The organism is Cryobacterium sp. BB736 (assembly GCF_014980265.1).
In the GTDB taxonomy this organism is placed as follows: Bacteria; Actinomycetota; Actinomycetes; order Actinomycetales; family Microbacteriaceae; genus Terrimesophilobacter.
The window spans coordinates 942,858-967,702 of record NZ_JABXWQ010000001.1 but is presented as its reverse complement, the minus strand read 5'-3'; the positions used below and the strand labels follow the sequence as shown (position 1 = coordinate 967,702).

Annotated in this window: 22 protein-coding genes; 8 read left to right on the top strand and 14 right to left on the bottom strand. The window is 68.7% G+C overall.

The annotated features are described in order from the left end of the window. Window positions 1-50 precede the first annotated feature (50 nt). The 5 genes from IRG63_RS04725 to purL all read left to right on the top strand — a co-directional run bounded on the left by IRG63_RS04725 (window position 51) and on the right by purL (window position 5,373). A complete protein-coding gene (locus IRG63_RS04725) occupies window positions 51-1,082 on the top strand; it encodes an ornithine cyclodeaminase (RefSeq protein ID WP_193509351.1) in 1,032 nt (343 codons plus the stop codon). After that, complete coding sequence (ctlX, locus tag IRG63_RS04720; RefSeq protein ID WP_168626051.1) at window positions 1,079-2,002, top strand: citrulline utilization hydrolase CtlX; 924 nt, start codon at window positions 1,079-1,081, stop codon at window positions 2,000-2,002. The genes IRG63_RS04725 and ctlX overlap by 4 nt, the downstream gene beginning before the upstream one ends. Before the next feature lie 78 nt (window positions 2,003-2,080). Next, complete coding sequence (gene purS / locus IRG63_RS04715; protein WP_168626050.1) at window positions 2,081-2,374, top strand: phosphoribosylformylglycinamidine synthase subunit PurS; 294 nt, start codon at window positions 2,081-2,083, stop codon at window positions 2,372-2,374. Then, on the top strand, window positions 2,374-3,072 hold the full coding sequence (purQ, locus tag IRG63_RS04710) for a phosphoribosylformylglycinamidine synthase subunit PurQ (protein ID WP_168626049.1): 699 nt from the start codon (window positions 2,374-2,376) through the stop codon (window positions 3,070-3,072). The genes purS and purQ overlap by 1 nt, the downstream gene beginning before the upstream one ends. Window positions 3,073-3,111: 39 nt before the next feature. Next, complete coding sequence (gene purL, locus IRG63_RS04705) at window positions 3,112-5,373, top strand: phosphoribosylformylglycinamidine synthase subunit PurL (protein WP_193509350.1); 2,262 nt, start codon at window positions 3,112-3,114, stop codon at window positions 5,371-5,373. A 102-nt stretch (window positions 5,374-5,475) separates the two neighbouring features. Here purL and IRG63_RS04700 read toward each other — a convergent pair whose 3' ends face one another. The 8 genes from IRG63_RS04700 to IRG63_RS04665 form a co-directional block, all read right to left on the bottom strand. Continuing rightward, the gene (locus IRG63_RS04700; protein WP_168626047.1) at window positions 5,476-5,775 is read right to left on the bottom strand and encodes a chorismate mutase; all 300 of its coding nucleotides are present in this window, start codon (window positions 5,773-5,775) and stop codon (window positions 5,476-5,478) included. A gap of 10 nt (window positions 5,776-5,785) precedes the next feature. Beyond that, window positions 5,786-6,706 (bottom strand): DMT family transporter, encoded by a 921-nt coding sequence (locus IRG63_RS04695; RefSeq protein WP_370566179.1) that lies wholly within the window; start codon window positions 6,704-6,706, stop codon window positions 5,786-5,788. Between the two features lie 97 nt (window positions 6,707-6,803). After that, window positions 6,804-8,090, bottom strand: a complete 1,287-nt coding sequence (locus IRG63_RS04690; RefSeq protein ID WP_193509349.1) for an adenylosuccinate synthase — start codon at window positions 8,088-8,090, stop codon at window positions 6,804-6,806. A 42-nt stretch (window positions 8,091-8,132) separates the two neighbouring features. Further along, window positions 8,133-10,457: a hypothetical protein gene (locus tag IRG63_RS04685; protein ID WP_193509348.1), complete on the bottom strand. Its 2,325-nt coding sequence runs from the start codon at window positions 10,455-10,457 to the stop codon at window positions 8,133-8,135. A 74-nt stretch (window positions 10,458-10,531) separates the two neighbouring features. After that, complete coding sequence (locus IRG63_RS04680; RefSeq protein WP_168626044.1) at window positions 10,532-11,176, bottom strand: RNA methyltransferase; 645 nt, start codon at window positions 11,174-11,176, stop codon at window positions 10,532-10,534. Window positions 11,177-11,178: 2 nt separating this feature from the next. Continuing rightward, window positions 11,179-14,556: a proline dehydrogenase family protein gene (locus IRG63_RS04675; RefSeq protein ID WP_168626043.1), complete on the bottom strand. Its 3,378-nt coding sequence runs from the start codon at window positions 14,554-14,556 to the stop codon at window positions 11,179-11,181. A gap of 10 nt (window positions 14,557-14,566) precedes the next feature. Continuing rightward, on the bottom strand, window positions 14,567-15,139 hold the full coding sequence (locus IRG63_RS04670) for a methylated-DNA--[protein]-cysteine S-methyltransferase (RefSeq protein ID WP_370566178.1): 573 nt from the start codon (window positions 15,137-15,139) through the stop codon (window positions 14,567-14,569). Continuing rightward, window positions 15,136-16,758, bottom strand: a complete 1,623-nt coding sequence (locus tag IRG63_RS04665; RefSeq protein ID WP_193509347.1) for a DNA-3-methyladenine glycosylase 2 family protein — start codon at window positions 16,756-16,758, stop codon at window positions 15,136-15,138. Before IRG63_RS04665 ends, IRG63_RS04670 begins: the two co-directional genes overlap by 4 nt. A 215-nt stretch (window positions 16,759-16,973) precedes the next feature. Between IRG63_RS04665 and IRG63_RS04660 the strand changes: the two genes are divergently transcribed. The 3 genes from IRG63_RS04660 (at window position 16,974) to IRG63_RS04650 (ending at window position 19,841) form a co-directional block, all read left to right on the top strand. Next, entirely contained in the window at window positions 16,974-18,521 is a 1,548-nt protein-coding gene (locus tag IRG63_RS04660; RefSeq protein WP_168626040.1) for an NAD(P)/FAD-dependent oxidoreductase, read from the top strand. 67 nt (window positions 18,522-18,588) lie between these two features. Next, window positions 18,589-18,804 (top strand): hypothetical protein, encoded by a 216-nt coding sequence (locus tag IRG63_RS04655; protein WP_168626039.1) that lies wholly within the window; start codon window positions 18,589-18,591, stop codon window positions 18,802-18,804. 14 nt (window positions 18,805-18,818) lie between these two features. Further along, window positions 18,819-19,841, top strand: coding sequence for a 6-phosphofructokinase (locus IRG63_RS04650; protein ID WP_168626038.1), 1,023 nt, complete (start codon window positions 18,819-18,821; stop codon window positions 19,839-19,841). A gap of 6 nt (window positions 19,842-19,847) precedes the next feature. On the opposite strand, the gene IRG63_RS04645 is transcribed toward IRG63_RS04650, so the two are convergent. The 6 genes from IRG63_RS04645 to IRG63_RS04620 all read right to left on the bottom strand — a co-directional run bounded on the left by IRG63_RS04645 (window position 19,848) and on the right by IRG63_RS04620 (window position 24,714). Then, window positions 19,848-20,618, bottom strand: a complete 771-nt coding sequence (locus IRG63_RS04645; RefSeq protein ID WP_168626037.1) for a uroporphyrinogen-III synthase — start codon at window positions 20,616-20,618, stop codon at window positions 19,848-19,850. Window positions 20,619-20,692: 74 nt separating this feature from the next. Beyond that, entirely contained in the window at window positions 20,693-20,920 is a 228-nt protein-coding gene (locus IRG63_RS04640; protein ID WP_227411721.1) for a DUF3618 domain-containing protein, read from the bottom strand. Window positions 20,921-20,932: 12 nt separating this feature from the next. Continuing rightward, window positions 20,933-21,331 carry a phage holin family protein gene (locus IRG63_RS04635; RefSeq protein ID WP_168626036.1) on the bottom strand — a complete coding sequence of 133 codons (399 nt, stop codon included), beginning with the start codon at window positions 21,329-21,331 and terminating at the stop codon, window positions 20,933-20,935. Between the two features lie 3 nt (window positions 21,332-21,334). Then, window positions 21,335-21,706 carry a YtxH domain-containing protein gene (locus IRG63_RS04630; protein ID WP_193509346.1) on the bottom strand — a complete coding sequence of 124 codons (372 nt, stop codon included), beginning with the start codon at window positions 21,704-21,706 and terminating at the stop codon, window positions 21,335-21,337. A 129-nt stretch (window positions 21,707-21,835) separates the two neighbouring features. Further along, window positions 21,836-22,747 (bottom strand): serine hydrolase, encoded by a 912-nt coding sequence (locus tag IRG63_RS04625; RefSeq protein ID WP_227411720.1) that lies wholly within the window; start codon window positions 22,745-22,747, stop codon window positions 21,836-21,838. A gap of 14 nt (window positions 22,748-22,761) precedes the next feature. Continuing rightward, on the bottom strand, window positions 22,762-24,714 hold the full coding sequence (locus IRG63_RS04620; RefSeq protein WP_168626033.1) for a M13 family metallopeptidase: 1,953 nt from the start codon (window positions 24,712-24,714) through the stop codon (window positions 22,762-22,764). Between the last annotated feature and the right edge of the window lie 131 nt (window positions 24,715-24,845).

The window sequence follows — 24,845 nt, the reverse complement described above, 5'->3', positions numbered from 1 at the left end:
GTTGCAGATCGCCAACAATATTGTTGAGTCGAACTAACTGGAGGTACGAAATGGTCCGCTTCGTGGGCGTCGAGAACATGGCGCGCTGGCTTGCGGAGACCGGTGTCGAGGCCGCGATCTCCGGCCTGACCGAGTACCTCGAGCACGACTTCCGGCGCTGGCCCAGCTTCGAGCTCGCACCGCGAGTCGCCTCCCATTCGCCGGTGGGCGTCATCGAGCTCATGCCCACCAGCGACGGCGAGACCTACGCCTTCAAATACGTAAATGGCCACCCGGGCAATCCGCGAGCGGGCCTGCAGACCGTCACGGCCTTCGGCCTGCTCGCGGATGTCCACACCGGCTATCCGGTGCTCCTGTCCGAGATGACCATCCTCACCGCGATCCGCACCGCCGCCACCTCGGCGATGGCCGCCAAGGTGCTGGCACGCCCCGAGTCGCGGGTCATGGCGATGATCGGAACCGGCGCCCAGGCCGAGTTCCAGGCGATCGCCTTCCGCGACGCGCTGGGCATCCGGGAGCTGCGCGTCTTCGACACCGACCGCCAAGCGACGGCGAAGTTCGTGGAGAACATCGACGGGCTCGGCTTCACCGTGACCGTCGCGTCCAGCGTGGCCGAGGCCGTGAGCGGTGCCGACATCGTGACAACGTGCACCGCGGACAAGCGCAACGCGATCATCCTCACCGACGACCTCGTGACGCCGGGCATGCATATCAATGCGATCGGCGGCGACTGCCCAGGCAAGACCGAACTCGACCCGGCCATCCTGGATCGCGCCGAGGTCTTCGTCGAGTACACCGAGCAGAGCCGCATCGAGGGCGAGATCCAGCACCACGCGGCCGACTTCCGGGTCACCGAACTGTGGGAGGTGCTGACCGGGGTCCAGCCGGGTCGCGTCGCCCCGGCACAGGTGACGGTGTTCGACTCGGTCGGCTTCGCGATCGAGGACTTCTCCGCGCTGCGCTTCCTGTCCGACCAGCTGGCGGGCACCGACTACTTCACCGAGATCGACCTGGTCGCCGAGCCGGCCGACCCGAAGAACCTCTTCGGCGAGGTCTCGGCGAGGCGCCTGCAGCAGGCATGACGGAGCCCGGCGCATCCGCCCCGGCTGCGGTGGTCATGGTGCGCCCGCACCACTTCTTCGTCAACCAGGACACCGCGCTCGACAACGCGTTCCAGTCCGACCACGCGCACGATCCGGCCGCGATCGCGGAAAGCGCGTACGCGGAGACGACCGCCCTCGCCGATGCACTGCGCGCGCGGGGCGTGACCGTGCATCTCTTCGACGACGTGCGCGAGGACCGGCCGGATGCAATCTTCCCGAACAACTGGTTGTCGACTCACGAAGACGGCCGGATCGCCGTGTATCCGATGCGGTCGCCGCAGCGCCGCGGCGAGCGCCGTGCCGACATCATCCAGGAACTGCAGGAGCAGTACCGGGTCACCGGCCTCGTCGACTACAGCGAACTTGAGCGCGAGAACGTGTTCCTCGAGGGCACCGGCTCGCTCGTGCTCGACCACGCAGAGCGGGTCGCGTACGTCGCGCGGTCCCCGCGCGCTGACGACAGCGCCGTGCTGCGGTTCTGCGCCGACTTCGGCTACGAGCCGTTCATCTTCGACGCCGTGGACGCCACCGGCACGCCCATTTACCACACCAACGTGATGATGACGATCGCCACCGAGTACGCGCTGGTCGTGCCGGACGTGATTCCGGATGCCGGGCGCCGGGGCGAGCTGCTCGACCGGCTCGCCGCATCCGGACACCCCGTCATCGAGCTCACACGCACCCAACTGCACGAGTTCGCGGGCAATGCGATCGAGCTGACCGGGAGCGCTGGCCGAGTGCTCGCGCTGTCGACGCGCGCGCGCGACAGCCTCACGCCCGAGCAGCTCGGCATCATCGAAGCGAGCAGCGATATCGTCGCCGTGCCCGTGCCGACCGCCGAACTCGCGGGCGGTTCCGTGCGCTGCATGATCGCGGGCGTGCACCTGCCGCGCCGCTAACTGACCGGCTCGCTTACTGAGAGCCCGCGGATGGGGGCGCGGGTAGAATGGTGGAACACCAAGGCCCAGGAGTCATTCGTGCCCATCATCGTCGTCGACGTCATGCCCAAGGCTGAACTGCTCGACCCACAAGGCAAAGCCGTGGCCGGCGCCCTCGCGCGACTCGGCAAGAGCCGCTTCACCGGCGTGCGCATCGGCAAGCGTTTCGAGCTCACCATCGACGGACCGGCCGACGAGGCCGCCCTCGACGAGGCACGGGAGCTCGCGGAGACCATGCTGTCGAACTCGGTGATCGAGGATGTCGTGGGCGTGCGCTTCCACGACGTGGAGATCACCAGCAGTTCCGCCGGCGTCGCGGGGGAGACCCACTGATGCGCATCGGTGTCATCACGTTCCCCGGCTCGCTCGACGACCGTGACGCCCAGCGCGCCATCCGAATCGCAGGCGCGGAACCGGTCGCCCTCTGGCACGGGGAGCACGACCTGCACGGCGTCGACGCACTCGTGCTGCCCGGCGGCTTCAGCTACGGGGACTACCTGCGCTGCGGCGCGATCGCGAGCTTCTCGCCGATCATGAGCGAAGTGATCGACGCGGCGAACAAGGGCATGCCGGTGCTGGGCATCTGCAACGGCTTCCAGATGCTCACCGAGGCCAAGCTGCTTCCGGGTGGACTGGTGCGCAACGAGGGCGGCAACTTCGTCTGCCGCGACCAGAAGCTGCGCGTCGAGAACGCGTCGACCGACTGGACCAACGGCTTTGCCGCCGGTGACGAGATCACCATCCCGCTGAAGAACGGCGAGGGTGGCTTCATCGCCTCGCGCGGGACCCTGGACGAGCTTGAGGGCGAAGGCCGTGTCGTGTTCCGCTACCTCGAGGTGAACCCGAACGGATCCATGAACGACATCGCGGGCGTCAGCAATGAACGCGGCAATGTCGTCGGTTTGATGCCGCATCCGGAGCACGCGGTAGAGGAGGGCTTCGGCCCTGACACCGCGCTCGCCATGCGCAACGGCACCGACGGCCTCACCTTCTTCGCGAGCGTCATCGAGCGCTCCCTGCTCTCCGCCTGAGCCGACGGGGCTCACCCCGCCTACGAACCTGGAGCCTGTGTGACCGATACAGTCGCCAACGCGATTTCCACCCCCGAACACGACCAACCGTACGACGCTCTCGGGCTCAAGCCCGACGAGTACCAGCGCATCCGCGACCTGCTCGGCCGCCGCCCGACGAGCGGTGAGCTGGCCATGTACTCGGTGATGTGGAGCGAGCACTGCTCGTACAAGAGCTCCAAGATCTACCTGCGCCAGTTCGGCCAGAAGGTCACGCCGAAGATGAAGCAGAACCTGCTCGTCGGGATGGGTGAGAACGCCGGAGTGATCGACATCGGCGAAGGCTGGGCCGTCACCTTCAAGGTGGAGAGCCACAACCACCCGTCGTTCATCGAACCGTTCCAGGGCGCCGCGACCGGTGTCGGCGGCATCGTGCGCGACATCATCTCGATGGGAGCCCGGCCGGTCGCTGTCATGGACCAGTTGCGGTTCGGTGCGATCGACCACCCCGACACCGCGCGTGTCGTGCATGGCGTCGTGCGTGGCATCAGCTCGTACGGCAACTCCCTCGGCCTGCCCAACATCGGCGGCGAGACCTACTTCGACTCGGTCTACCAGGACAACCCCCTCGTCAACGCGCTCGCGGTCGGCGTGCTCCGGCACGAGGACCTGCACCTCGCGAACGCGCGCGGCGCGGGCAACAAGGTCGTGCTGTTCGGCGCACGCACCGGCGGTGATGGCATCGGCGGCGCGTCGATCCTGGCATCCGACACCTTCAGCGAGGGCGGGCCGACGAAACGTCCGGCCGTGCAGGTGGGTGACCCCTTTGCCGAGAAGGTGCTCATCGAGTGCTGCCTCGAGCTGTTCGCGGGCGACCTGGTCCAGGGCATCCAGGACCTCGGCGCCGCCGGCATCAGCTGCGCGACCTCCGAGCTCGCGGCCAACGGCGACGGTGGCATGTACATCGAGCTCGACCGGGTGCTGCTGCGCGACCCCACGCTCACGCCTGAGGAGATCCTCATGTCGGAGAGCCAGGAGCGCATGATGGCGATCGTGCAGCCCGACAAGCTCGAGCAGTTCCTCGCGGTCACCGCGAAGTGGGATGTCGAGACCAGCGTGCTCGGCGAGGTCACCGACACCGGCCGGCTCGTCATCGACTGGCACGGCGAGGAGATCGTCAACGTCGACCCGCGCACCGTCGCCGTCGACTCCCCGGTCTACGAGCGCCCGGTCGCCTACCCGAGCTGGATCGACGCGCTCCAGGCGGACAGCGCATCCGCGCTCCCCCGGACCAGCGACCCTGACCAGTTGCGTGAACAGTTCTTGACCCTCCTCGGCAGCCCCAACCTGGCTTCGAAGCACTGGATCACCGACCAGTACGACCGGTACGTCGGCGGCAACACCGCCCTCGCGGTGCCGGATGACGGCGGCATGGTCCGCGTCGACGAGTCGAGCGGTCTCGGCTTCGCGATCGCGGCGGATGCGAACGGCCGGTACGCGCAGCTCGACCCCTACGAGGGCGCCCGCCTGGCCCTCGCCGAGGCGTACCGGAACGTTGCGGTCACCGGCGCGGTGCCGGCAGCGGTCTCCGACTGTCTGAACTTCGGCAGCCCGGAGAACCCCGAGGTGATGTGGCAGTTCTCCCGCGCGGTGGAGGGGCTGGCCGACGGCTGCCTGGAGCTCGAGATCCCGGTCACCGGCGGCAACGTGTCGTTCTACAACCAGACCGGCGACTCGCCGATCCACCCGACCCCGGTCGTCGCGGTGCTCGGCGTCATCGATGACGTCGCGAGGCGCGTCCCGTCGGGCTGGCAGGACGACGGCGAGAACATCTACCTGCTCGGCACCACATCGCTCGAGCTGGACGGCTCAGCGTGGGCCGGCACCATTCACGACCACCTCGGCGGTCGTCCGCCGAAGGTCGACCTGGAGGCCGAGCAGCGTCTTGCGGGACTGCTCGCCGCCGGTGCCCAGGAGTCGCTCATCTCGGCGGCCCACGACCTGTCCGACGGCGGACTGGCGCAGGCCATCGCCGAGTGCGTGCTGCGCTTCGGTGTCGGCGCGCGTGTGGTGCTCGACGAACTGCTCGACCGCGACGGCATCGACGTCGCGACCGCGCTGTTCAGCGAGTCGACCGGTCGGGTGCTGGTGAGCGTGCCGCGCGAGGACGACGTGCGATTCCGCGGGCTGTGCGAAGGACGCGGCTACACCGTCGCGCGCATCGGAGTGACGGATGCGACATCCGGCACGCTCGAGCTGCAGGACCTGTTCACGGTGCCGGTCGAGGACCTGCGCGCCACCCACCGGTCGCTGGCCCTCTAACCCCGTTCCTTAACCCGTCTCAAGGAGATCCGCCCCTCTTGCCTGCTGTCTGCAAGCATCCGGAGCCATCTGCACCCGAATCTCCTTGAAACGGGTTAACCGCTACTCGGAGCCGCTCGCGAGTTGCTCGTGGTGGTGGATGACCTCCGCCACCACGAAGTTGAACCACTTCTCGGCGAATGCGGGGTCCAGGCGCGCGTCGACGGCGAGGCTGCGCAAGCGTGCGATCTGCACGCGCTCCCGCTCGGGGTCGGACGGCGGCAGCCCGTGGGTCGCCTTCAGTCGGCCGACCTGCTGGGTGGCCTTGAACCGCTCGGCGAGCAGGTGCACGAGCGCCGCGTCGATGTTGTCGATGCTCTGCCTGAGGGCAGCCAGTTCTTCCGCGGGGTTCTCGTCAGCCATACATTTCAGGTTAGTGCCGGTCGATCCGTGTACGCCCACGGAACACTATCCGGTTCTGGGTGACCAGGATGCCGATGAGCACCAGCACCGCGCCGACCGGTTCGTGCCAGTGCAGGGTCTCCTGCAGCACGAGCACCCCGAGCACCACCGCCACGACTGGGATGAGGTAGGTGACCGTCGATGACGGCGTCGGGCCCCACGCGCGCAGCACCGACAGGTTCCAGATGTAGGCGAGGCCGGTGCCGAGCGCGCCCAGCGCGATCAGGCTCCCGACGACGGGGAAGCTCAGCTCGACCGGGCCGAGGGCGAGGAACGGGGTGAGCAGCAGCATGATGACGGCGGCCGTGCCGATGTTCATGAACGCGACCGTCGTGCCGGAGATCGGCCGGTGGGTGATGAACTTGCGCAGGTAGCCGATAGCGACCCCATATGAGACGGCGGCGCCGATGCACGCCAACTGCCCCCAGAAGTCGGCGCTGATGTCGGTGAAGGTCCATGGTGCGATGATCACGACAACACCGACGATGCCCAGCAGCACGCCCGCGATCTGCGCCCGCCCGAGCTTCTCCACCTTGAAGACCAGCGCGGCGAGGACCGCCGTGGCGATCGGGGTGAGCGAGTTGTAGATGGCGGCGAGTCCGGATGAGATGTGCTGCTCAGCCCACGCGAACAGCAGGTGCGGGATGACGCAGTTGGTCGTCGCGATGACGACGAAGTGGAGGTAGATCACCGGATCGCGCGGCAGAGTGTGCCGGCCGATGAGCATGATCAGGCCGAGCGTGAGCGCGCCGAGGATCTCGCGTGACCATGCGATCTGGCCGAAGCTCACGCCGTCGAGGGCGACCTTCATGAACAGGAAGCTTGAGCCCCAGACGAGCGCCGCCGCGAGGAACTGGATGAGCACGACGGAGTCGGAGAGCTTCTGTTTCACTTCCGGAACTGTAGTACCCACGACCGACATCCGGGTGCGGGTGCCCAAAAGGGCAACTACTCCCGACTCAACGGAGGTGGGGCGCAGCGAGCGGCGCTCAGCCGAGCAGGTCGTGCCGCACTACGATCGCCTCGCGGCCGGGGCCGACCCCGATCGCAGAGATACGCTCGCCGCTCAGCTCCTCGATCCGCAGCACGTAGTCCTGCGCGTTCTTCGGCAGGTCGTCGAAGTCCCGGATACCGGTGATGTCCTCGCTCCAGCCGGGCAGGTCCTCGTAGATCGGCTTGGCGTGGTGGAAGTCGCTCTGCGAGACCGGCATCTCGTCCACGCGCACGCCGTCGACCTCGTACGCGACGCACACCGGGATCTTCTCCAGCCCGGTGAGCACGTCCAGCTTGGTCAGCACGAAGTCGGTAACCCCGTTGATGCGCTGCGAGTAGCGCGCGATCGGCGCGTCGAACCAGCCCGCGCGGCGGCGGCGGCCGGTGGTCGTGCCGAACTCTGCCCCGTTGTCGACCAGGAAGTCGCCCCACTCGTCGAACAGCTCGGTGGGGAACGGTCCCGCGCCAACGCGCGTCGTGTACGCCTTCACCACTCCGATGACCCGCTCCATCCGGTTCGGCGCGATGCCGGATCCGGTCGCAGCACCACCCGACGTCGCGTTCGACGATGTGACGAACGGGTAGGTGCCGTGGTCCACGTCGAGCATGGTCGCCTGACCACCCTCGAACAGCACCGTCTTGCCGTCGTCGAGCGCCCGGTTCAGCTCGAGCGCGGTGTCGCCGACCATCGGCCGCAGCCGATCGACGTAGCTCAACAGGTCGTCGACGATCTCGTCGATCCCAACGGCGCGGCGGTTGTACACCTTGGTCAGCAGCTGGTTCTTCTGGAACAGCGCACCCTCGACCTTCTGGCGCAGGATGTTCTCGTCGAAGAGGTCCTGGATCCGGATGCCGAGCCGGTTGATCTTGTCAGCGTAGGTCGGGCCGATGCCGCGCCCGGTGGTGCCGATCTGGCGCTTGCCGAGGAAGCGCTCGGTGACCTTGTCGAGGGTGCGGTGGTAGCTGGTGATGACGTGCGCGTTGGCGCTCACCCGCAGCCGCGAGACGTCGACACCCCGCGAACTTAGGGTGTCGAGCTCATCGAACAGCACCGCAAGGTCGATCACGACGCCATTCGAGATCACCGGCACAACGCCGTCGGTCAGGATGCCCGATGGCAGCAGGTGCAGGGCGTACTTCTGGTCGCCGATCACTACGGTGTGGCCGGCGTTGTTGCCTCCGTTGAACTTGACGACGTAGTCGATGCGGCTGCCGAGCAGGTCGGTCGCCTTTCCTTTGCCCTCATCACCCCACTGAGCTCCGATCAGGACGATTGCGGGCATGCGAGGATCCCTTCACTCGACTAGGGGGAACGACTATTCAGTCTACCGGCCAGCCAGTGTCCGCCGGCCGCTGACGACCGGCGCCAACAATTCGGCACCCCCGCGGACGCTCGCGGGCGGCACCAGCTCGCACAGCGCGAGCAGCTCTGCGCGCGGCATCAGCAGGAACGGCGAGCGCAACCGGCGATCCGCAGCCAGCAGCACCGCATGCTCGAACCGGGAGCTCGCGAGGGAAAACTGGCCCACTCGCCTCGCGACCTCCGCGCCGAGCACGAGCGCCCACGCACGCTGCCGCGCCCCAAGGTCCGCCGGGTGAACCCGACCGGTGATTCGGTTCGCCTCCCCCGGATCGCCCCGCGTCAGCTCCAGCCGGATGCGCGCCAGCCACACGGCGGCGGTATCCGGGGCGGCCGCCAGGGTCTTCTCGGCGACGGTGGAGTGGCCGTTCGCAAGAGCCAACAACCCCCGCGCAGCCGCCACAGCGCCAGAGTCGTGCGCCGAGACCGCTGGATGCCGGACGCTGGCGGCGCGCTCGAGCACGCCTTCGGCCGCCCGGGTCTGGTGCGCCGCGAACGCAAGGAGAGCCCGGAGAGTCATCACCTCCGCCCAGTGTTCCGAGTCGGCCAGGTGCTGCTCGAGGGGGTCGAGCGCCAGGCCGCCGGCATCCGCATCCAGCTCTTCGAGCGCTTGGTAGCCGCGAGCCAGCTGGGCGAAGGTCGCGAACTCGAGGTCGGCGAAGAGCTCCGGCGCGCCGAGCGCGCGAAGGCGGTCGAGCGCGGGATCGACCTGCGGCATCTCGCCGACGATCGCCAGCGTCCCCGCCTCGAGTGCGCCGGAGTGGAACCGTGCTCCGATCGGGCCGTCGTGACGGTTCGCCTCCTGGAACACCACGAGCGCGTCGCCTGGGCGTCCGGCCTTCAGGAGCGACGTGCCGACCTGGGCGAGCAGGAACGGGTAGGCGGCCGAGCTCGCGGGGCGTTCCACCGGCGGGACGGCACGGCTGGCCTCGAGTGCTCGCTCGGCGAGAGTGACCGACAACGACGTCCGATGGGCAAGACGGGCCGCTGCGCTCTCCAGCGCTCGGATGGCGAAGTCTTCGGCGGCCTGGTGCTGCCGTCGCCCGACGCGCGAGGTCAAGTCGGCCAGTGCGAACAGCTCGGCGGCTCGCACCCGACCGCCATGGCCCGCCGCCAGGCCGAGGGCGGTCAGCATCCCGAGCAGCGGGTACCGGCGCAGCTCGCCCGGCGGGAACCTTCTGGTGAGCGCGACGAGCTGCGCGTGATCCGGCGGCGTGTCGACGAGCCACGGCCAGTCCGGCCACAACACCTCGTTCGCGAGCGCGAGGTCGCCGTTTCGGAGTGCCGTCCGCACCGCGGCGGCCCCCTGCCCGTTGGCGGCGAGCCAGGCGACCGCGTCCGCGACCTGCGCGCCCCGCTCCGGATGCGTGTCCGGCCGTCGCCGCCACAGCTCGCGGCTGACCGGCGGGACGAGCGTGAACGCATCCGTCGGCCCGTCCTCGCCGCGCCACGCCCCGAGTCCACGCTCCTCCGCCTCGATGAGCAGTTCGCGGGCGTCGGAGCGGCCCGTGAGCTGCCGGACCAGCTCGACGCTCAGCACGTCGGCGATGTTCGCGCTGGCGAGCGGGTGGCTCAACGCATCCGGGACGTCCTGCAGGAGCACCTCCCCAGCCGCACGCTCGAGGCGGTCGGCGATCTCCGGCTCACCGGATGCGAGCTCCGGCAGCAGCCGCACGATCAGCCCGACCGCCCCGCCGGCCACACGATGCAGCGTCGCCACGCTTTCGGGCGACGCGACCACACCGTGCGCGGCGGCGAGCGCCTCTGTCTCCGATCGGGTGAACGCCAGGTCCTCTCCGGTGATCACCTCATGGTCGACCGCGGCCTGGAGCGCGTGGACCTCGCTGCTGGCCCGGCGCCTCGTAAGCGCGACCACGCGCAGTCGGCGGCTGCCGGCCAGGGCGCGGAGCAGGTATGGCACAGCATCCGTCGCGTCGATGCGCTCCGCCCGGTCGATGACAACCAGCAGCTCCGACTTCAGGTGCGCCAGTGCGCGCCCGACCAGGCGCCTGGCTCGCTCCTGGGTGCCCGGTGCCTTCGCGTTCAGGACGCCGGATGCCTCGAGCTGCTCCGCGAACGACATCCAGAAGGTGTGCTGATCGGTTGCCTCCAGCCAGAGCCGGTCGACGTCCTCCACCGTTCGCAGCCAGTCGGCGACCGCGACCGTCTTGCCGCTGCCCGCCGGCGCTCTGACGACGATCAGTGCGGCGCTCCCCGCGAGCAGCCCGTTGATCCGGTCTCGCGTCACGAAGCGGCTGGGAAGTCGCGGCGCGCCGAACAGTAACGCCATGGTGCGAACACACTAATCCGGCGACGAGTGCTCAGTTCATGGTGTTCGGCTATTGCTCAGGATGCCGCGGGTCGTCAGCCGAACGGGACGTGCTGCATGACCCAGCTATGCATGGCGATCGCGGCGGCGGCCGACGCGTTGATCGACCGGGTCGAGCCGAACTGGGTGATTTCCAGCGTCACGTGCGCAACCTTCAGCGCCTCGGCCGAAAGCCCCGGACCCTCCTGCCCGAACAGCAGCACGCAGCGTTCCGGGATCCGGTAGGTCTCGATCGGCACGCTGCCGGGCACGTTGTCGATCGCGACGATCGGGATGCCAGCCGTCCGCGCCCACTGGCCGAACGCGGCCAGGTCCGGGTGGTGCATCACGTGCTGGTAGCGGTCGGTCACCATCGCACCGCGCTTGTTCCAGCGTCGGCGGCCGATGATGTGCACGGTGTCGGCGGCAAACGCGTTCGCGGTCCTCACGATCGAGCCGATGTTGAGGTCGTGCTGCCAGTTCTCGATCGCGACATGGAACGGATGCCGACGCTCGTCGAGGTCGGCGATGATCGCCTCCATCCGCCAATACCGGTACCGGTCGATGACGTTGCGGGTATCGCCACCCTGGAGCAGCTCCGGATCGTAGCGCTCGTCGACCGGCCACTCGCCGACCCAGGGACCGACACCGGCGGTCGAGAATTCGTGGGTGGCCCGCGGGCTCGGGTCGGATGTTGGCACGACTACAGGGTAGGCGCTGCCTCCGCAGAACCGAGCGCAACTGCGGCCACGTCGGAGGCGGAGCCGAAGCGCCGGCTGGCGATCCGCACCGATTGCTCGCGGACGAAGCTCAGCAGTTCAATGCGCCCGGATGGGGTGACCGGCTGGGCATGCACACTCACCTCGATGGCGCCGTCGAGCACGCGCTGCAGCACCTGGCCGTCGCCGCCGACGAGTCGGATGCGGCCGGTCGCGATGCCGCCGGACTGCACGCGAGCATGCCAGCGGGCATCCGATTCGACCACCGCCTCGACGACCATGGAGGCGGCCGTCCCGAAGTGCGCGATGAGTGTGTTCGGCAGCGGCACGGGCGAACTGACGATGACCGGGGCGTGCGCGCGGGTGGCGGCGGCGAGCGCCCGCACCAGCAGCGCGATGGGCGCGCCCTCGGCCAGGCGGACGGTCACCGGGACCGGTCGATAACGGAACGCGAACCGGTCCACCGCATCCGAGTACTCGCGGACCGGCGCGAACTCCTCCGCCCACGCCGTCTCGTCACTGCGGGCGGCCGCGCGCACCCAGTCGAACTCGTCGAAGGTCATCGCCGGCTGGCTCGCCGTGATGAGTGCCTGCACGTCGTCGCTGATGCCGGACAGGATGACGCTGCTGCCCGGCTCCTGCGGTACCGCCTGCCATCCGCTGAGCGGAATCAGGTGGTTGGGTCCGCCTTCGGCGCACACCGGGCCGATCGCCGACCGGTTCCATCCGGCCGCCGGCTGCTTCGATGGCACGGTGCGCACCGTCGGCCGGTTCACGGCGAGGACCCCGGCTTCCGCCCGGTCCAGCCACTCGGCCACCTCGACCGGGTCGCCGGACTGAAGGCCGAAGACCAGACCGAAGCCGGGCAGGTTCTGCGCCGTGATGGCGTCATCGAGATTGTCGACGGACACGATCCCGAGTACCGGCGCGCGATGCTCGTGCGTGTGGAACTCCGTGCCGGGCTGCACGCCGTCGCGCAGGCCGGGCGACCAGCGGAGCCCGTCGGCATCGAGTTGCCGGGGGCGCACCAGCCAGTTTTCCCCGTCGGCGAGCGCCGTGAGTTGGTCGTAGACGGATGCGCGTGCCGGCCGCGACAGCGGACCGACCTCGGTGGCGAGTTCATTCGGCGCGCCGACGCTCAGTGACGCGACGGCATCCGTCAGCGCGTCACGGAACCGGTCCAGCCCGTCACCGGCGAGGATGACGGTTCCCACCGCCTCCTGCGACTGTCCGGCGTGATGGAATGCGCTCGCGACGACATCCGCGACCGCCGCCTCGATGTCGGCGCTGCCGGTGACGATGATCGAATTGCGCCCGCCGGTGACGGCGACCAGCGGGAGCTCCGGCCGCCAGGACCGGAACAGCTTGGCGATGTGCCTGCTGCCGTGGTGCAGCACGCGGTCGACCGCGTGGTGGGTGACCAGTCGACGGGTGTCGTCGTCCTCCCCCGGCGGGGTGAGCGTGATGAGCGCTGCCGGGACGCCGCCGTCGAGGATGATCCGGGTCAGCGCCGCGACGCTCGCGCTCGTCTCCGGTGCGGGTTTCACAATGACGGCCGCGCCGGCGGCGAGAGCGGAGAGCAGCTGGCTCGCCGGTTCGCTGATTGGCGAGTGTCGTGGCGTCACCGCGACGATGACCTTGGACGGCACGAGCGTCGCATTGTCGAAGTCGGTGAGAGCGCCGGCGAGCGTCGCGAGCCTGTTCGCGAGGTCGACGGCCTGGGAGACCTCGTGGTCGGCATCCGCGAAGGTCAGGCCGCTGTGCCTGACGGCCACCGCGATGAGCTCGCCGCGCGCCTCCGAGATGACTTCGGCGACGCTCGCGAGCACCGCGGCCCGGGTGGAGCCGCGGCGTTCCGCCCACTCGCCCGCGGCGCGCAGCGCGGCCTCGATCGCGGCATCCGGATCGTTGACGACCGTAACCGGCGGGGCAGGGACGGGCTCCTCGAGTACCGCACGTGCCCAGTCCCGGGATTCCGGAATGGTCGGGTCGGTGTCGGTCGTCCACGGCCGGGACTGAGTGCGGTAGGTCTCGGCGACTGGATCGCCGATCGAGGCGCACGCCGCGGTGAAGCGGTCCACTTCGCGGTCGAACAGCCGCTCCCGGCGCGCCGCATCACGCGAGGCGGACAGGAATGCGTCGGGGTCGGTGAAGTCCCGGATGCGCCGCAGCAGGTAGCCTGCCGCAACACCCGGGTTCTCCTCTGGGACGGTGGGCGTGTACAGCCGGATGCCTCCGACGTCCCGCTTCACCGCGTCCGCCAGTTCGGGCATCACACCGAGCCGGAATTCGTGCTCGACCCGGCGCAGCACGCCTCGCGTCCTGGCCAGGCGCCAGGCGAACGCGTGCCCGAACAGGTTGTCGCTGGCGACGACCAGCCGGACCGCGTCGGTGCGCTCCGGGGTGCACGACCAGTCGAGCATGCGCAGCAGGTGCGCCTCGGCGTCCGCCCGGCTGGCGAACGTCGCAACGGGCCAGCCGTGCACGATTGCTTCGTCCAGTTCGTCCTCGACACGGTCTCCGATGCTCAGCCGCACCGTGATCGTGGAGCCGCCGCGCGCCCGCCGGGCCGCCGCCCACTGGGTGAGCCGCTGCAGCGCGGGAGAGGAGTCGGGCAGCGACGTCGGCAGGGTGATTCCCGCGTCCAGGCTCTGCAGCGCGGGGCGGTCCAGCAGGGTGCGGAACAGCGTGAGCGTTGGCTCGAGCTCGCGGAACCGGTCCACCTCGAGGATCAGCCGGGTGCCGCGCCCGGCCGCTCGTTCGAACAGCGGCGCCAGGCGGTCGACCGCGCGGTCGAGGTCGAAGTCCCAGTCGGACCAGCGCAGCACCGCCGCGAGGCGGAAGGAGACGGTCCCGCCCTCGTCGACGAACGACCCCACTTCGGCCAGCTGCCGATCGGCGTGCCGAGCGCCGAGCGCGTCGCTGTGGATTGGCGCGATGACCGGCCGGATGCCGCCGGTGCCGCGAACCGCGTCCAGCCAGTCCGGCTTGCGTTCGGCCTCGACGGGCAGCACGAGGTGGCCCACGACGCGCATGACCAGAGACTTGGCGAGCGGGACGAACGCGCGCGGGCTTAACGGGGCGAACCCGCAGACCTCAACGAAACCGAGGCGCAGCGCCATCGGAAGCCGCGAAGGGATGCGGTGTGACAAGTGGCCGAGCGTGTGCGCGGCAACGCGCTGGGAATCCGGCCTCAGGACGCCATCAATGAGGGCGGCGACGAAGGGCGAGCCCGCATTGTCGGCCAGCAGTGCGGAGAGTCGCGCCGCGGCATCCGGTGCCTCTGCTGCCGTGGTGAGCCAACGGCGCGCTGTCGCGATGGCTTCACCGGCCAGCGAGTCGTCGTGGTCGCTCGAAAGCATGAGAATGAGACTACTTCCGAGAAGCTGAGAGGCTCCGGGTCGTGGGGCTAGAAGAGCGTCGGCGCCGGTTCCGAGTCGGTCTCCCGTTCCAGCAGGCGTTGCTTGACGGCCACCCGTAACGAAAGCTGCCGAGCCCGCCATCGGAGCGCAGGATCCGGTGGCAGGGGACGAACAGGGCGGCGGCGTTCATGGCGCATGCCGCCGCGGCCGCACGCACCGCCGCCGGCTGACCGGCTCGCTGGGCGTACTCGGTGTAGGTGATGCGCTCACCAGGGGCGACCTGCCGCAGTGCGTCCCAGGCGCGCATCCGGAAACCGCCGGAGTGTTGGCGAACCGGGACGGTGCCGGGCGCAGCGAGGTCGCCGTCGTAGTAGCCGGTGAGCGCTTCGACCGCGCGAGTGACGTGCGGCTCGCGTGTGGCCGGACCCACCTCCACGATCTCATCCGGTCGGAGGGTGGGGTGCACAAGTGCGGCGAGAGCGGCGACATCGTCGGTCCAGCCGGATGCGAGGATGCTCCCGTCGGCCAGCAGCAGGCTGAAGCTGCCATCTGGCGTCCTCACGGTGGTGGTCAGTGCCCTCATCGCCCGCTCCTTCTCGCCGCGGCTGCGTCGGTTGCGGCACGCCACAAGTGCATCGCAGCGTACGAGCGCCACGGCGCCCAGGCCTCGGCGCGGTGGGCCAGTGCCCGGTGGCTGGCGGCCGTCGGAGCGGTTCCGTCGAGCAGGCCGATCGCTTTCGCCCCTGCCACCAGCGCGACATCGCCGATGAGCCAGGCGTCGGGGTCGCCGAGCACGCGCATCGCGATGTAGGCCGCGGTCCACGCTCCGATCCGCGGCCGGGCGACAAGCTGGCTGCGGAGGGTGTCTGCGTCTGCGGCGACGTGGACGTCCAGCTCGCCACTGGCCAGCGCCTGAGCCGTGGCGACGACCGCGCGGATGGCCTGGCCGGGCAGGCGCAGAGGCCGATCAGGGTCGAGGCTCTCGCCCGCAACCGGGAGCGGCACGGCCGCAGCGATCTGCGACGGGGTGGGGAACAGCCGGCTCAGGCCGGCGATGGCTGACTCGTACGGCGAGCCGGCGTGCGCCGCGAGACGGCCCAGGTGGGTGCGTGCCGCGCCCACGGAGATCTGCTGTCCGATGAGCGCCCGCACGACAAGCTCGTGCGGGTCAACAGCACCCGGCACGCGGATCCCCGGTGTACGGGCGACAAGCGAAGCGAGCGCAGGGTCGGCACCCAGGGAGGCGTCGATGGCGACCGGGTCGGCGTCGAGGTCCAGCAAGCGGCGGACTCGAGCCACGGCGGGGGCGACGTCAGCGAGGGATGCAAGCTCGAGACCGACCCGAACCCGCCATCCGGTGTGACCGATGCGGGTCGCGACGATGTCGACGGCGGCCGGGCCTTGGGGAAGCGTGAGCGTCCGGGCGTAGCGCACGCGCTCGCCTGCCTTGGAGAGGTCGGCCACCTCCACCTGATCCACTGCGCGCTCGGCGAGGAACCGGAATACCCCCGCGGCGTCGAACGGCTGACGGACGGGGAGGTCGACATCAAGTCGCACCGGCGCGACGGTCCCGTCCGCATCGACGGGCTGGTCGGCATCCGGAGTGCTCGCGTGGTGCGCTCGAGCCTTGAGCCGCAGCTCGCCGGGCCGGAAGGCAAAGACCACCTGGATGGTGTCGTTGAACTGCCGAACGGAGCCGAAGCCGGCAGCGAATGCGACCTGCGCGACCGGCAGGTCTGTGCCGACGAGCAGTGTTCGGGCCGACTGCGCCCGCCGCGCTCGTGCGAGCGCGAGGGGACCGGCACCAAGCTCAGCCACAAGCAGTCGATGGAGGTGGCGACTGGTGTAGCCCAACCGTGCGGCCAAGCCGTCGACGCCTTCTCTGTCGACGACACCGTCCGCGATCAGGCGCATGGCCCTGCCGGCCAGGTCGCGGCGGATGTCCCACTCCGGCGTGCCGGGGGTGGCTTCCGGCAGGCAGCGCTTGCAGGCGCGGAACCCGGCCTCGTGCGCCGCCGCGGACGTCAGGTAGAAGGTGACGTTGTGCGGCTTCGGCGTGCGCGCAGGGCACGACGGCCGGCAGTAGATGCCCGTCGAAGACACAGCGGTGAAGAACTGTCCGTCGAACCGGATGTCGCGGGCATCGATCGCCCGGTAGCGTTCCGCGAACAGCGGGTCGTCCGTCGCGCCGATTGGGTTCATGAGACTCAGTACAGCGGCTCGCGGCCAGTGTGTCTAGCGGTTTTCGGACATCACCCTTGCCTCTGCCGATCGAGCCCAATTACCCTGCGCGGGTCAAACTTCCAACCGCGGGTCGAATTTGACCAGCGCGTGGAAGTTCGACCCGCGCGCGACGCTTGCCGACTGTCTAGGGGCGGCCGTATCCACCGGAGCGGTCTCGTCTAGGCTCGTGAGCCATGCAGCGCATCATCATCGTCGGCGGCGGCCACAACGGCCTCACCGCGGCGGCATACCTCGCCCAGGCCGGACTCGACGTCACGGTGCTCGAACGACTCAGCCAGCCTGGTGGTGCCGCCGTGTCGGCGCTCGCGTTCGAGGGCGTAGACGCGCGACTGTCCCGCTACTCGTACCTCGTCAGCCTGCTGCCGCAGCGGATCATCCGTGAACTCGGGCTCGACATCCGGCTCGCGCGGCGACGCTACTCCTCGTACACTCCCGTGCCCGGCGAGAACATCGGGCTGCTCGTCGACAACGAAGACAGAACGGCGACCGCCGACTCATTCGCAGCGATCGGGGCGGCATCCGACATCGAACGCTGGCACGACTTCTACGGCGGCACCGGACGCCTGGCCCGTGCGCTCTTCCCGACGGTGTGCGACCCGTTGTTGACCCGCTCGGAAGCGCGAGCCGCGGTCGGAGACGACGGCATCTGGTCATCGTTCATCGAGCGTCCGATCGGTGAGGTCGTCGAGCAGTCGTTCGACAGCGACCTGGTGCGCGGCGTCGCCCTCACCGACGCGCTCATCGGCACGTTCGCGCCGGCGCATGACGACACGCTCGCCGCCAACCGTTGCTTCCTGTACCACGTGATCGGCAACGAGACCGGCGACTGGGATGTGCCGGTCGGCGGCATGGGCTCGGTCACCGGCGAACTCGCGCGCGCCGCGCGGCTTGCCGGCGCCACGATCATCACCGGCGCCGAGGTCATCTCCATCACGCCGGATGGCGAGGTGCGCTACCGGTCCGACGACGACGAGCACGTGCTGCACGGCGACCGCGTGCTCGCAAACGTCGCACCGTACGTGCTGTCCCGGATGCTTGGCGAGAACAGCGTTGATCGCCCCGAGGGCGCGCAGGTCAAGGTCAACCTCATGCTGTCGCGCCTCCCGCGGCTGCGAGACGAGAGCATCGACCCGCGCGCGGCGTTCGGCGGCACCTTCCACATCAATGAGCTGTACAGCCAGCTGCAGACCGCCTTCGACACCGCCAACACGGGCAGCGTCCCTGATCCGATGCCCGCCGAGATCTACTGCCACTCGCTCACCGACCCCAGCATCCTCTCGCCGGAACTGCAGGCCAGCGGGGCGCAGACGCTCACGGTGTTCGCGCTCCACACGCCGGATCGACTGTTGACCCCTGAGAACAACGACGAGTTGCGGGTGAAGCTGCAGGACGCGGTGCTGAAGTCCCTGGACTCTGTCCTCGCCGAGCCGATCGAGTCGGTGCTCCTCACCAACTCCGACGGCTGGCCGTGCGTGGAGACCAAGACCACTCTCGACCTGGAGGCGGCCCTCGGGATGCCCGGCGGCAACATCTTCCACGGCCCGCTCGCCTGGCCGTTCGCGGAAGACGACGCCGAACTGGGCAGCCCCGGCCAGCGGTGGGGCGTGGCGACGGACCACGAACGCATCCTGCTGTGCGGCTCGGGCGCTCAACGCGGCGGGGCCGTCAGCGGCATCGGCGGGCACAACGCCGCGATGGCGGTGCTCGAGACGCTCGGCTGATCCCGCGCTTTACACCCTCAGGCGAGGTGGTTAACATGGCCTGATCGCGAACGGAAGGAGCAAGGCCATGGCTGGTTTTGATCCGTTCGCAAATCAGGGTGGTCCGGCGGCGTGGGACCCCGAGCATCCTGATCACTCCAAGGAAGTCGCCGACGAGCTCCTCGCCCAGGTGGAAGACACCGAAGGGCTCCCGCCGGATAGCGGCGAGATCGAGATCGACACCGCCGGGTCCGATGAGGGCCTGTTCGAGACCGGTGTCACCGAGACTCACGAAAAACCGTAGACCACAATGGTTCTATGGCAATCGGCATCCTGACCAGCGGCGGCGACGCGCCCGGACTGAACGCGGTCATCCGCGGAATCGTGTTCAAGGGCATCCAACTCCACGGCCTCGACTTCGTGGGCTTCCGGGATGGCTGGAAGGGCGTCGTCGAGGAGAACTATGACCCGCTGACCCGCCACCAGATCATGGGCATCAGCAAAATGGGCGGTACCATCATCGGCACGTCGCGCACCAACCCGTTCGAGTACGGCGGCGGCGACCGTGTCCGCGAGGTCATGGCCGAGGCCGGCGTCGACGCGCTCATCGTCATCGGCGGAGAAGGCACCCTGGCGGCCGCCAAGCGGCTGTCGGATGAAGGTCTGCCGATCGTGGGTGTGCCCAAGACGGTGGACAACGACCTTGGTGGCACCGACTACACATTCGGCTTCGACACCGCCGTGCAGATCGCAACCGACTCGATGGATCGCCTGCGCACGACAGGGGAAGCGCACGGCCGCTGCATGGTGGCCGAGGTGATGGGACGGCACGTCGGCTGGATCGCGCTGCACTCCGGCATCGCGGCCGGCGCGCACGTCATCCTGATCCCCGAGCAGGCGACCTCGATCGAGCAGATCTGCGAGTGGGTCACCAAGGCCCACGACCGCGGCAGGGCACCCTTGGTCGCCGTCGCCGAGGGTTTCGCGCTCGACACCATGACGGACGTGCACTCGGAACGCGGACTTGACGCGTTCGGACGGCCCCGCCTGGGCGGAATCGGCGAAATGCTTGCGCCGATGATCGAAGAGCGCACCGGAATCGAGACGCGCGCGACGACGCTCGGCCACATCCAGCGTGGCGGAACGCCCAGCGCTTACGATCGCGTGCTCGCGACGAGGTTCGGTCAGGCTGCCCTCGACGCGGTGCTGGCCAAGAAGTGGGGGCGGATGGTCGCCCTCCGCGGCATCGACATCGTCGACGTGCCGTTCGAGGAGGCTCTTGGCGAGTTGAAGACCGTGCCGCAGGACCGTTTCGAGAAGGTCATGGCGCTCTTCGGCTGAGTTGGCTTAGGCGAGGCCGCGAGCGCGCTCGATCAGCGCCTCGATGAGTCCCTCCGGCGTGCGGGTCTCTGCGATGAGGTCCACCTCGATGCCGAGCGTGCGGGAGTCCCACGCCGTGCGCGGGCCGATCGCGGCAACGATCGTGCCCTCCGGGAGTGGCGCAAGCTGCGCCTTCACCTGCCGCGCAACGCTGCCAGAGGTGATCAGGATGGCGCTGACTCCCCCGTTCGCGACCTCCGCCGCGACATCCGGTTCGACCTGCACACCGATGGTGCGGTAGGCGATCACCAGCTCGGAGCGCAGCCCCAACTGGCCGACCGCCTTCTCGAGCGACGGCTCCTCGATGTCCGATCGGAAGACGAGCGCCGTCGCATCCGACCCCATCTCGGGCCATTCCTTCACGAAGCCGCGCGGTGAGCGGTCATACTCCGGCACGAAATCGACCCGGAACGCCGCCTGGCGCAACGCGAATGCGGTGGTCTCGCCCATCGCGGCCACCCGGGTGTTCGCGGGAATGCTGACGCCCTGACTGTGCAGCACGTCGACGGTCGTCGGGCTGGAGACGATCAGCCAATCGAAGGCTCCCGCCTGCAGGCGTGCGATCGCGTCATTCAGCGCGTCGGTGTCTTCCGCGCTGGCGAAGTTGACCATCGGCGCGATCAGTGGGCTGGCCCCGTGCGATCGCAGATTCGCCGCGAGGGTGTTGCCCCACTCGCCGCCGCGCGGCACGAGAACGCGCCACGAATTCAGCGGCTTCTTACTGCGATGGGGGCTCATTCAGCTCTCGGGTCTTGGGGCGGTCGTACACTCCCATATTGCCCCGGTCCGCCCCTAGAGCAAATTCGGCCGTGTCAGTCGTCGCTGAAGATCGCCCACGCGACGAGACCGGCGACCACCATGAGTGCTGCCGACGCGCCGATGATCCACGGCACCGGGTTGCGCTCGTAGGACGCCCTCGCGCGCTCCGTCGCCATTCGCGCCTGCTTCGGGATGTTCAGCTTGTCCTCGATCGCGTCGAGCGTCTCGGTCAGCTCAGCTCGGGTTGTGGTCACTCGATTGTGCGCCGGTGTCATGCTCATGTGTGCGTGCTCCTACTCTCCCTTGATGGCGTCGACGTCTCGTCGCACGCTTTGCATCGTCTCTGTCGGTGTCGGCGGGCTGCCCTGTTGCAGCTTCCGCACGCCCACCAGCCCGAGGATCGCCATGATGATCAGCAGCACCCCGGCGACGATGAGGGCGGCGGCCCACCCTGGCAGCACTACAGCGAGGCCCAGGATGGCGGCGGCAACAAGCACGCCGAGGGCGAAGAACCCGAAGGCGGCGGCGACCGCGAGGAAACCCGCGCCGACGCCGAGCTGCTTCAGCTTGATCGAGAGTTCGGCCTTAGCCTGTTCGATCTCTGCCTTGATGAGTTCGCTGACAAGCCCCGGGAGGCTCCCGATCAGCGAGAACAGGGAGCGGCGCGGCGGCTCGGGGAGCGTGTGCGACATGCGCTACTTGCTCTTCGAAGTGCCAGGCGTACTGGGCGCGCCGGTGCCCGTTCCCATCGTTCCGGTCGTACCCGTCGTGCCGGTCGTACCCGTCGTGCTCGTCGTGCCCGTCGTGCCCGTCGTTCCGGTGCCCGACTTGCTCTCTGAGCCCTTGCGGTGTGCAACCTTCTTCACGTTGTCGCTCACGAAGTCGACGACCTCTGGCGCCTTCTCCTTGGCGAAATCGCTGACATTGCTGACCTGCTTCTGGACTCGGGGATCATTCCAGAGAGACTCGGCCTTGTCCTTGATCTGCTCGTAGCGTTCGCGTCCGGCCTTGGCGCCGAGCACGTAGCCAACGCCGAGTCCGACAAGCAGTGCGATCTTGCTGCGCATGTTTAGCTCCATTCAGGTTGGCGTGCAGGTTCCAGCGTACTGGCGGCCGTACAACTCGCTACCAGCAGACGTTCAGACATGGCGAGTTCTCAGAATCACTTCAGACGATCCGGCGATCCGATCGTCACCTCAGCTGGAGAGGCTGCGTGTGACGTTGGCCGACGCGTACTCGAGCAGGTCGGTCCCCACAGCGCGCATGGCCTCGATGGTGCGCAGGCGCGCCTCGAGCGACGTGTCCTTGAACTGCACCGTCACCGCGTAGGAGACGGCCGTCCTGGGTCCGTACAGCACGCCGACGTCGCTGCGCACGCCGACATCCGTGCCGGTCTTGTTGACGAGCTGGATGCCGTGGGTGCCGCCCCGATGCGCCAGCGGGTCGAGGCCGAAGGCGCTGGCGACGAGGGACAGGTCGGTGTTGAGCGACAGCCAGCCCATCACCCGCTGGCTGGTCTGCTGGTCGACGATCTGGCCCCGCGCGAGCGCGGCGAAGAGCCAGGCGAGCTCGGCGGTCGACCCCACGGAGAGCTGCGGCGCGTCATCCGGACCCCGGGTGTCGCGCACGATGTCCAGCAGCGCCGTGCGGGCGAGGCCCAGCGACTCGGCGCGGGCGCGCACGGCGTCAAGGCCCACCTGACGCAGCAGCACATTGGTGGCCAGGTTGTCGCTTGTCGCCCCGATGAGCGTTCCGAGGTCGGCGACCGGCAGCGACGGCGCCTGCAGGTGCTGCCACACCCCCGAGTCGCCGATGGAGTCGAGCGGGGTCTTGTCGAGGATGCCGTAGCCGGAGAAATCGCGCGCGGTCAGCCGGGCCGACACCTCGATGAGCAGGAGCACCTTGCCGATGCTGGCTGTCGGCAGGACGATCCGGTCGTCGACGGAGAACAGTTTCGTGCCCGAGCGGAGGTCGATGACGCACGCCGAGGTCTTGGCGCCGTCGTAGGCCAGATTTCCGAGCGCCGTGAAGCTGCTGGAGAAGTTTTCCGTTCCTCCAGCCCCGCGATGGCGAGGCGTCCGCGGCGTGCGGATCCTGTCGCGGCGCAACTGATCTCGGGTGGCTACCAAATACTCACGCGTTCGCTCGGGTCGAGCCACAGCCTATCGCTCTCGGTGACAGAGAATGTCTCATAGAAGGCGTCGACGTTGCGGATGATCTGGTTGCAGCGGAACTCGTTGGGCGAGTGCGGGTCGATGGCCAGCAGCCGGATGACCTCCTCGTCCCGGGCCTTGAGCTGCCAGATCTGCGCCCAGGACAGAAAGAAGCGCTCGGCGCCGGTGAGCCCGTCGATCACCGGCGGCTCCCCACCGCCGAGCGATAGGAGGTAGGCCTTCCAGGCGATGCCGAGGCCGCCGAGGTCACCGATGTTCTCGCCGATGGTGAGCGCGCCGTTGACCTTGTGCTCCGGCACCTGCGCCGGGGCGAGGTCGTTGTACTGCTCGATGAGCGCGCTGGCAAGCTTCTCGAACGCGGCGCGGTCCTCCTCGGTCCACCAGTCGGTGAGGCGTCCGTCGCCGTCGTACTTGGAGCCCTGGTCGTCGAAGCCGTGCCCGATCTCGTGCCCGATCACCGCGCCGATGCCGCCGTAGTTCGCCGCCGCATCCCGGGTCTCGTCGAAGAACGGGAACTGCAGGATGGATGCGGGGAACACGATCTCGTTGAAGCCCGGGTTGTAGTAGGCGTTGACCGTCTGCGGGGTCATGAACCACTCGTCACGGTCGAGCGGCTTGCCGATCTTGCCGAGCTCGCGCTGGAACTCGAACTCGCTGCCCGCGCGGACGTTCCCGATGAGGTCGTTGGCATCGATGGGCAGGCTCGAGTAGTCGCGCCACTTCACCGGGTAGCCGATCTTCGGCGTGAACTTCTCCAGCTTCTCCAGCGCCCGGATGCGCGTTGCCTCGGTCATCCAGGACAGGCCGCGGATCGACTGGCGGTACGCCTCGATGAGGTTCGCGACAAGTTCATCCATGGCGTGCTTGGCCGACGGCGGGAAGTGCCGCTCGACGTAGATCCTGCCGACCGCTTCGCCCATGATGCCTTCGACGAGCGAGACGCCGCGCTTCCAGCGGTCCCGCAGTTCCGGCGTTCCGGTAAGGGTCTTGCCGTAGAAATCGAAGTTGGCCTGCACGAAGTCGCTGGACAGGTACGGGGCGTTCGAGCGGATGACCTGCCAGCGCAACCAGTCGGACCACGCCTGCAAGCGGTCATCGGTGAGGAGCCGGCCGAATCCGGTCAGGAAGCTCGGCTGGCGCACGACGACCTCGTCGAAGGAACCCTCCGGGGCGTCGAGCGCGGTGAGCCAGCCGTCCAGGTTCGGACCCTCGAGGTCTTGCCAGCTGCGCAGGTTGTAGGTCCGCTCGCTGTCCCGCGATGTCACGTTGTCCCAGTGGTGCACCGCGAGGTCGGTTTCCAGGGCGAAGACGCGCTTCGCCGCCGAAGCCGCATCCTGCACCCCCGCCAAGCGCAGCATGGTCTCGACGAACTCGAGGTACTTGTGGCGAACATCCGCGAACTTCTCTTCGCGGTAGTAGGACTCGTCGGGCAGCCCGAGCCCCGACTGTTCCACGAACACCAGGTAGCGCTCCGGGTTGCCGGGGTCGTTGTCGACGAAGAGCTGCACGAAGCCGCTCATGCCCTGACGCTCCAGCACGCCGAGTGTCGCCAGCAGAGTCTCGAGCGAGTCGACCGCGTCCACTTGCTCGAGCAGCGAGCCAAGCGGGGCGGCGCCGAGCTCCTCGATGCGACCCTCGTTCATGAAGCTCGCGAACAGGTCGCCGAATTTGCGCTCCTCAGTGCCGGGCTCGGCACTCTGCGCTTCCAGGATGATCTCGCGCACCGCCTGCTCCGCGCCCTCGGCGAGCAGGTAGAAGGAGCCGTAGCGCGCCTTGTCAGACGGGATCTCGGTGCGCTCGATCCACTTGCCGTTCACGTGGCGGTACAGGTCGTCTTGCGGCCGCACCTGGGGGTCGAGTTCGTCGTGTGCGATTCCGGAGGTGAGGGCTGCGTCGGTCATCCTCACAGCCTATTGGCGAGCGGACGCTGCCGGAATGGTCAGCCGGCGTGCGACGGTGGCGGCCTCGGCGAGCGCCGCGACGTAGTCGTCGAGGCCCCAGGTGAGGCTCCGGATGCTCGGCCTGACTTCGT

What these genes read in the sequence shown, in the direction of transcription:
- IRG63_RS04725 (WP_193509351.1), top strand. Translation starts at nt 51, where the DNA reads ATGGTCCGCTTCGTGGGCGTCGAGAACATGGCGCGCTGGCTTGCGGAG.
- ctlX (WP_168626051.1), top strand. Translation starts at nt 1,079, where the DNA reads ATGACGGAGCCCGGCGCATCCGCCCCGGCTGCGGTGGTCATGGTGCGC.
- purQ (WP_168626049.1), top strand. Translation starts at nt 2,374, where the DNA reads ATGCGCATCGGTGTCATCACGTTCCCCGGCTCGCTCGACGACCGTGAC.
- IRG63_RS04700 (WP_168626047.1), bottom strand. Translation starts at nt 5,775, where the DNA reads ATGGCTGACGAGAACCCCGCGGAAGAACTGGCTGCCCTCAGGCAGAGC.
- IRG63_RS04690 (WP_193509349.1), bottom strand. Translation starts at nt 8,090, where the DNA reads ATGCCCGCAATCGTCCTGATCGGAGCTCAGTGGGGTGATGAGGGCAAA.
- IRG63_RS04685 (WP_193509348.1), bottom strand. Translation starts at nt 10,457, where the DNA reads ATGGCGTTACTGTTCGGCGCGCCGCGACTTCCCAGCCGCTTCGTGACG.
- IRG63_RS04675 (WP_168626043.1), bottom strand. Translation starts at nt 14,556, where the DNA reads ATGCTTTCGAGCGACCACGACGACTCGCTGGCCGGTGAAGCCATCGCG.
- IRG63_RS04670 (WP_370566178.1), bottom strand. Translation starts at nt 15,139, where the DNA reads ATGAGGGCACTGACCACCACCGTGAGGACGCCAGATGGCAGCTTCAGC.
- IRG63_RS04665 (WP_193509347.1), bottom strand. Translation starts at nt 16,758, where the DNA reads ATGAACCCAATCGGCGCGACGGACGACCCGCTGTTCGCGGAACGCTAC.
- IRG63_RS04660 (WP_168626040.1), top strand. Translation starts at nt 16,974, where the DNA reads ATGCAGCGCATCATCATCGTCGGCGGCGGCCACAACGGCCTCACCGCG.
- IRG63_RS04655 (WP_168626039.1), top strand. Translation starts at nt 18,589, where the DNA reads ATGGCTGGTTTTGATCCGTTCGCAAATCAGGGTGGTCCGGCGGCGTGG.
- IRG63_RS04650 (WP_168626038.1), top strand. Translation starts at nt 18,819, where the DNA reads ATGGCAATCGGCATCCTGACCAGCGGCGGCGACGCGCCCGGACTGAAC.
- IRG63_RS04645 (WP_168626037.1), bottom strand. Translation starts at nt 20,618, where the DNA reads ATGAGCCCCCATCGCAGTAAGAAGCCGCTGAATTCGTGGCGCGTTCTC.
- IRG63_RS04640 (WP_227411721.1), bottom strand. Translation starts at nt 20,920, where the DNA reads ATGAGCATGACACCGGCGCACAATCGAGTGACCACAACCCGAGCTGAG.
- IRG63_RS04635 (WP_168626036.1), bottom strand. Translation starts at nt 21,331, where the DNA reads ATGTCGCACACGCTCCCCGAGCCGCCGCGCCGCTCCCTGTTCTCGCTG.
- IRG63_RS04630 (WP_193509346.1), bottom strand. Translation starts at nt 21,706, where the DNA reads ATGCGCAGCAAGATCGCACTGCTTGTCGGACTCGGCGTTGGCTACGTG.
- IRG63_RS04620 (WP_168626033.1), bottom strand. Translation starts at nt 24,714, where the DNA reads ATGACCGACGCAGCCCTCACCTCCGGAATCGCACACGACGAACTCGAC.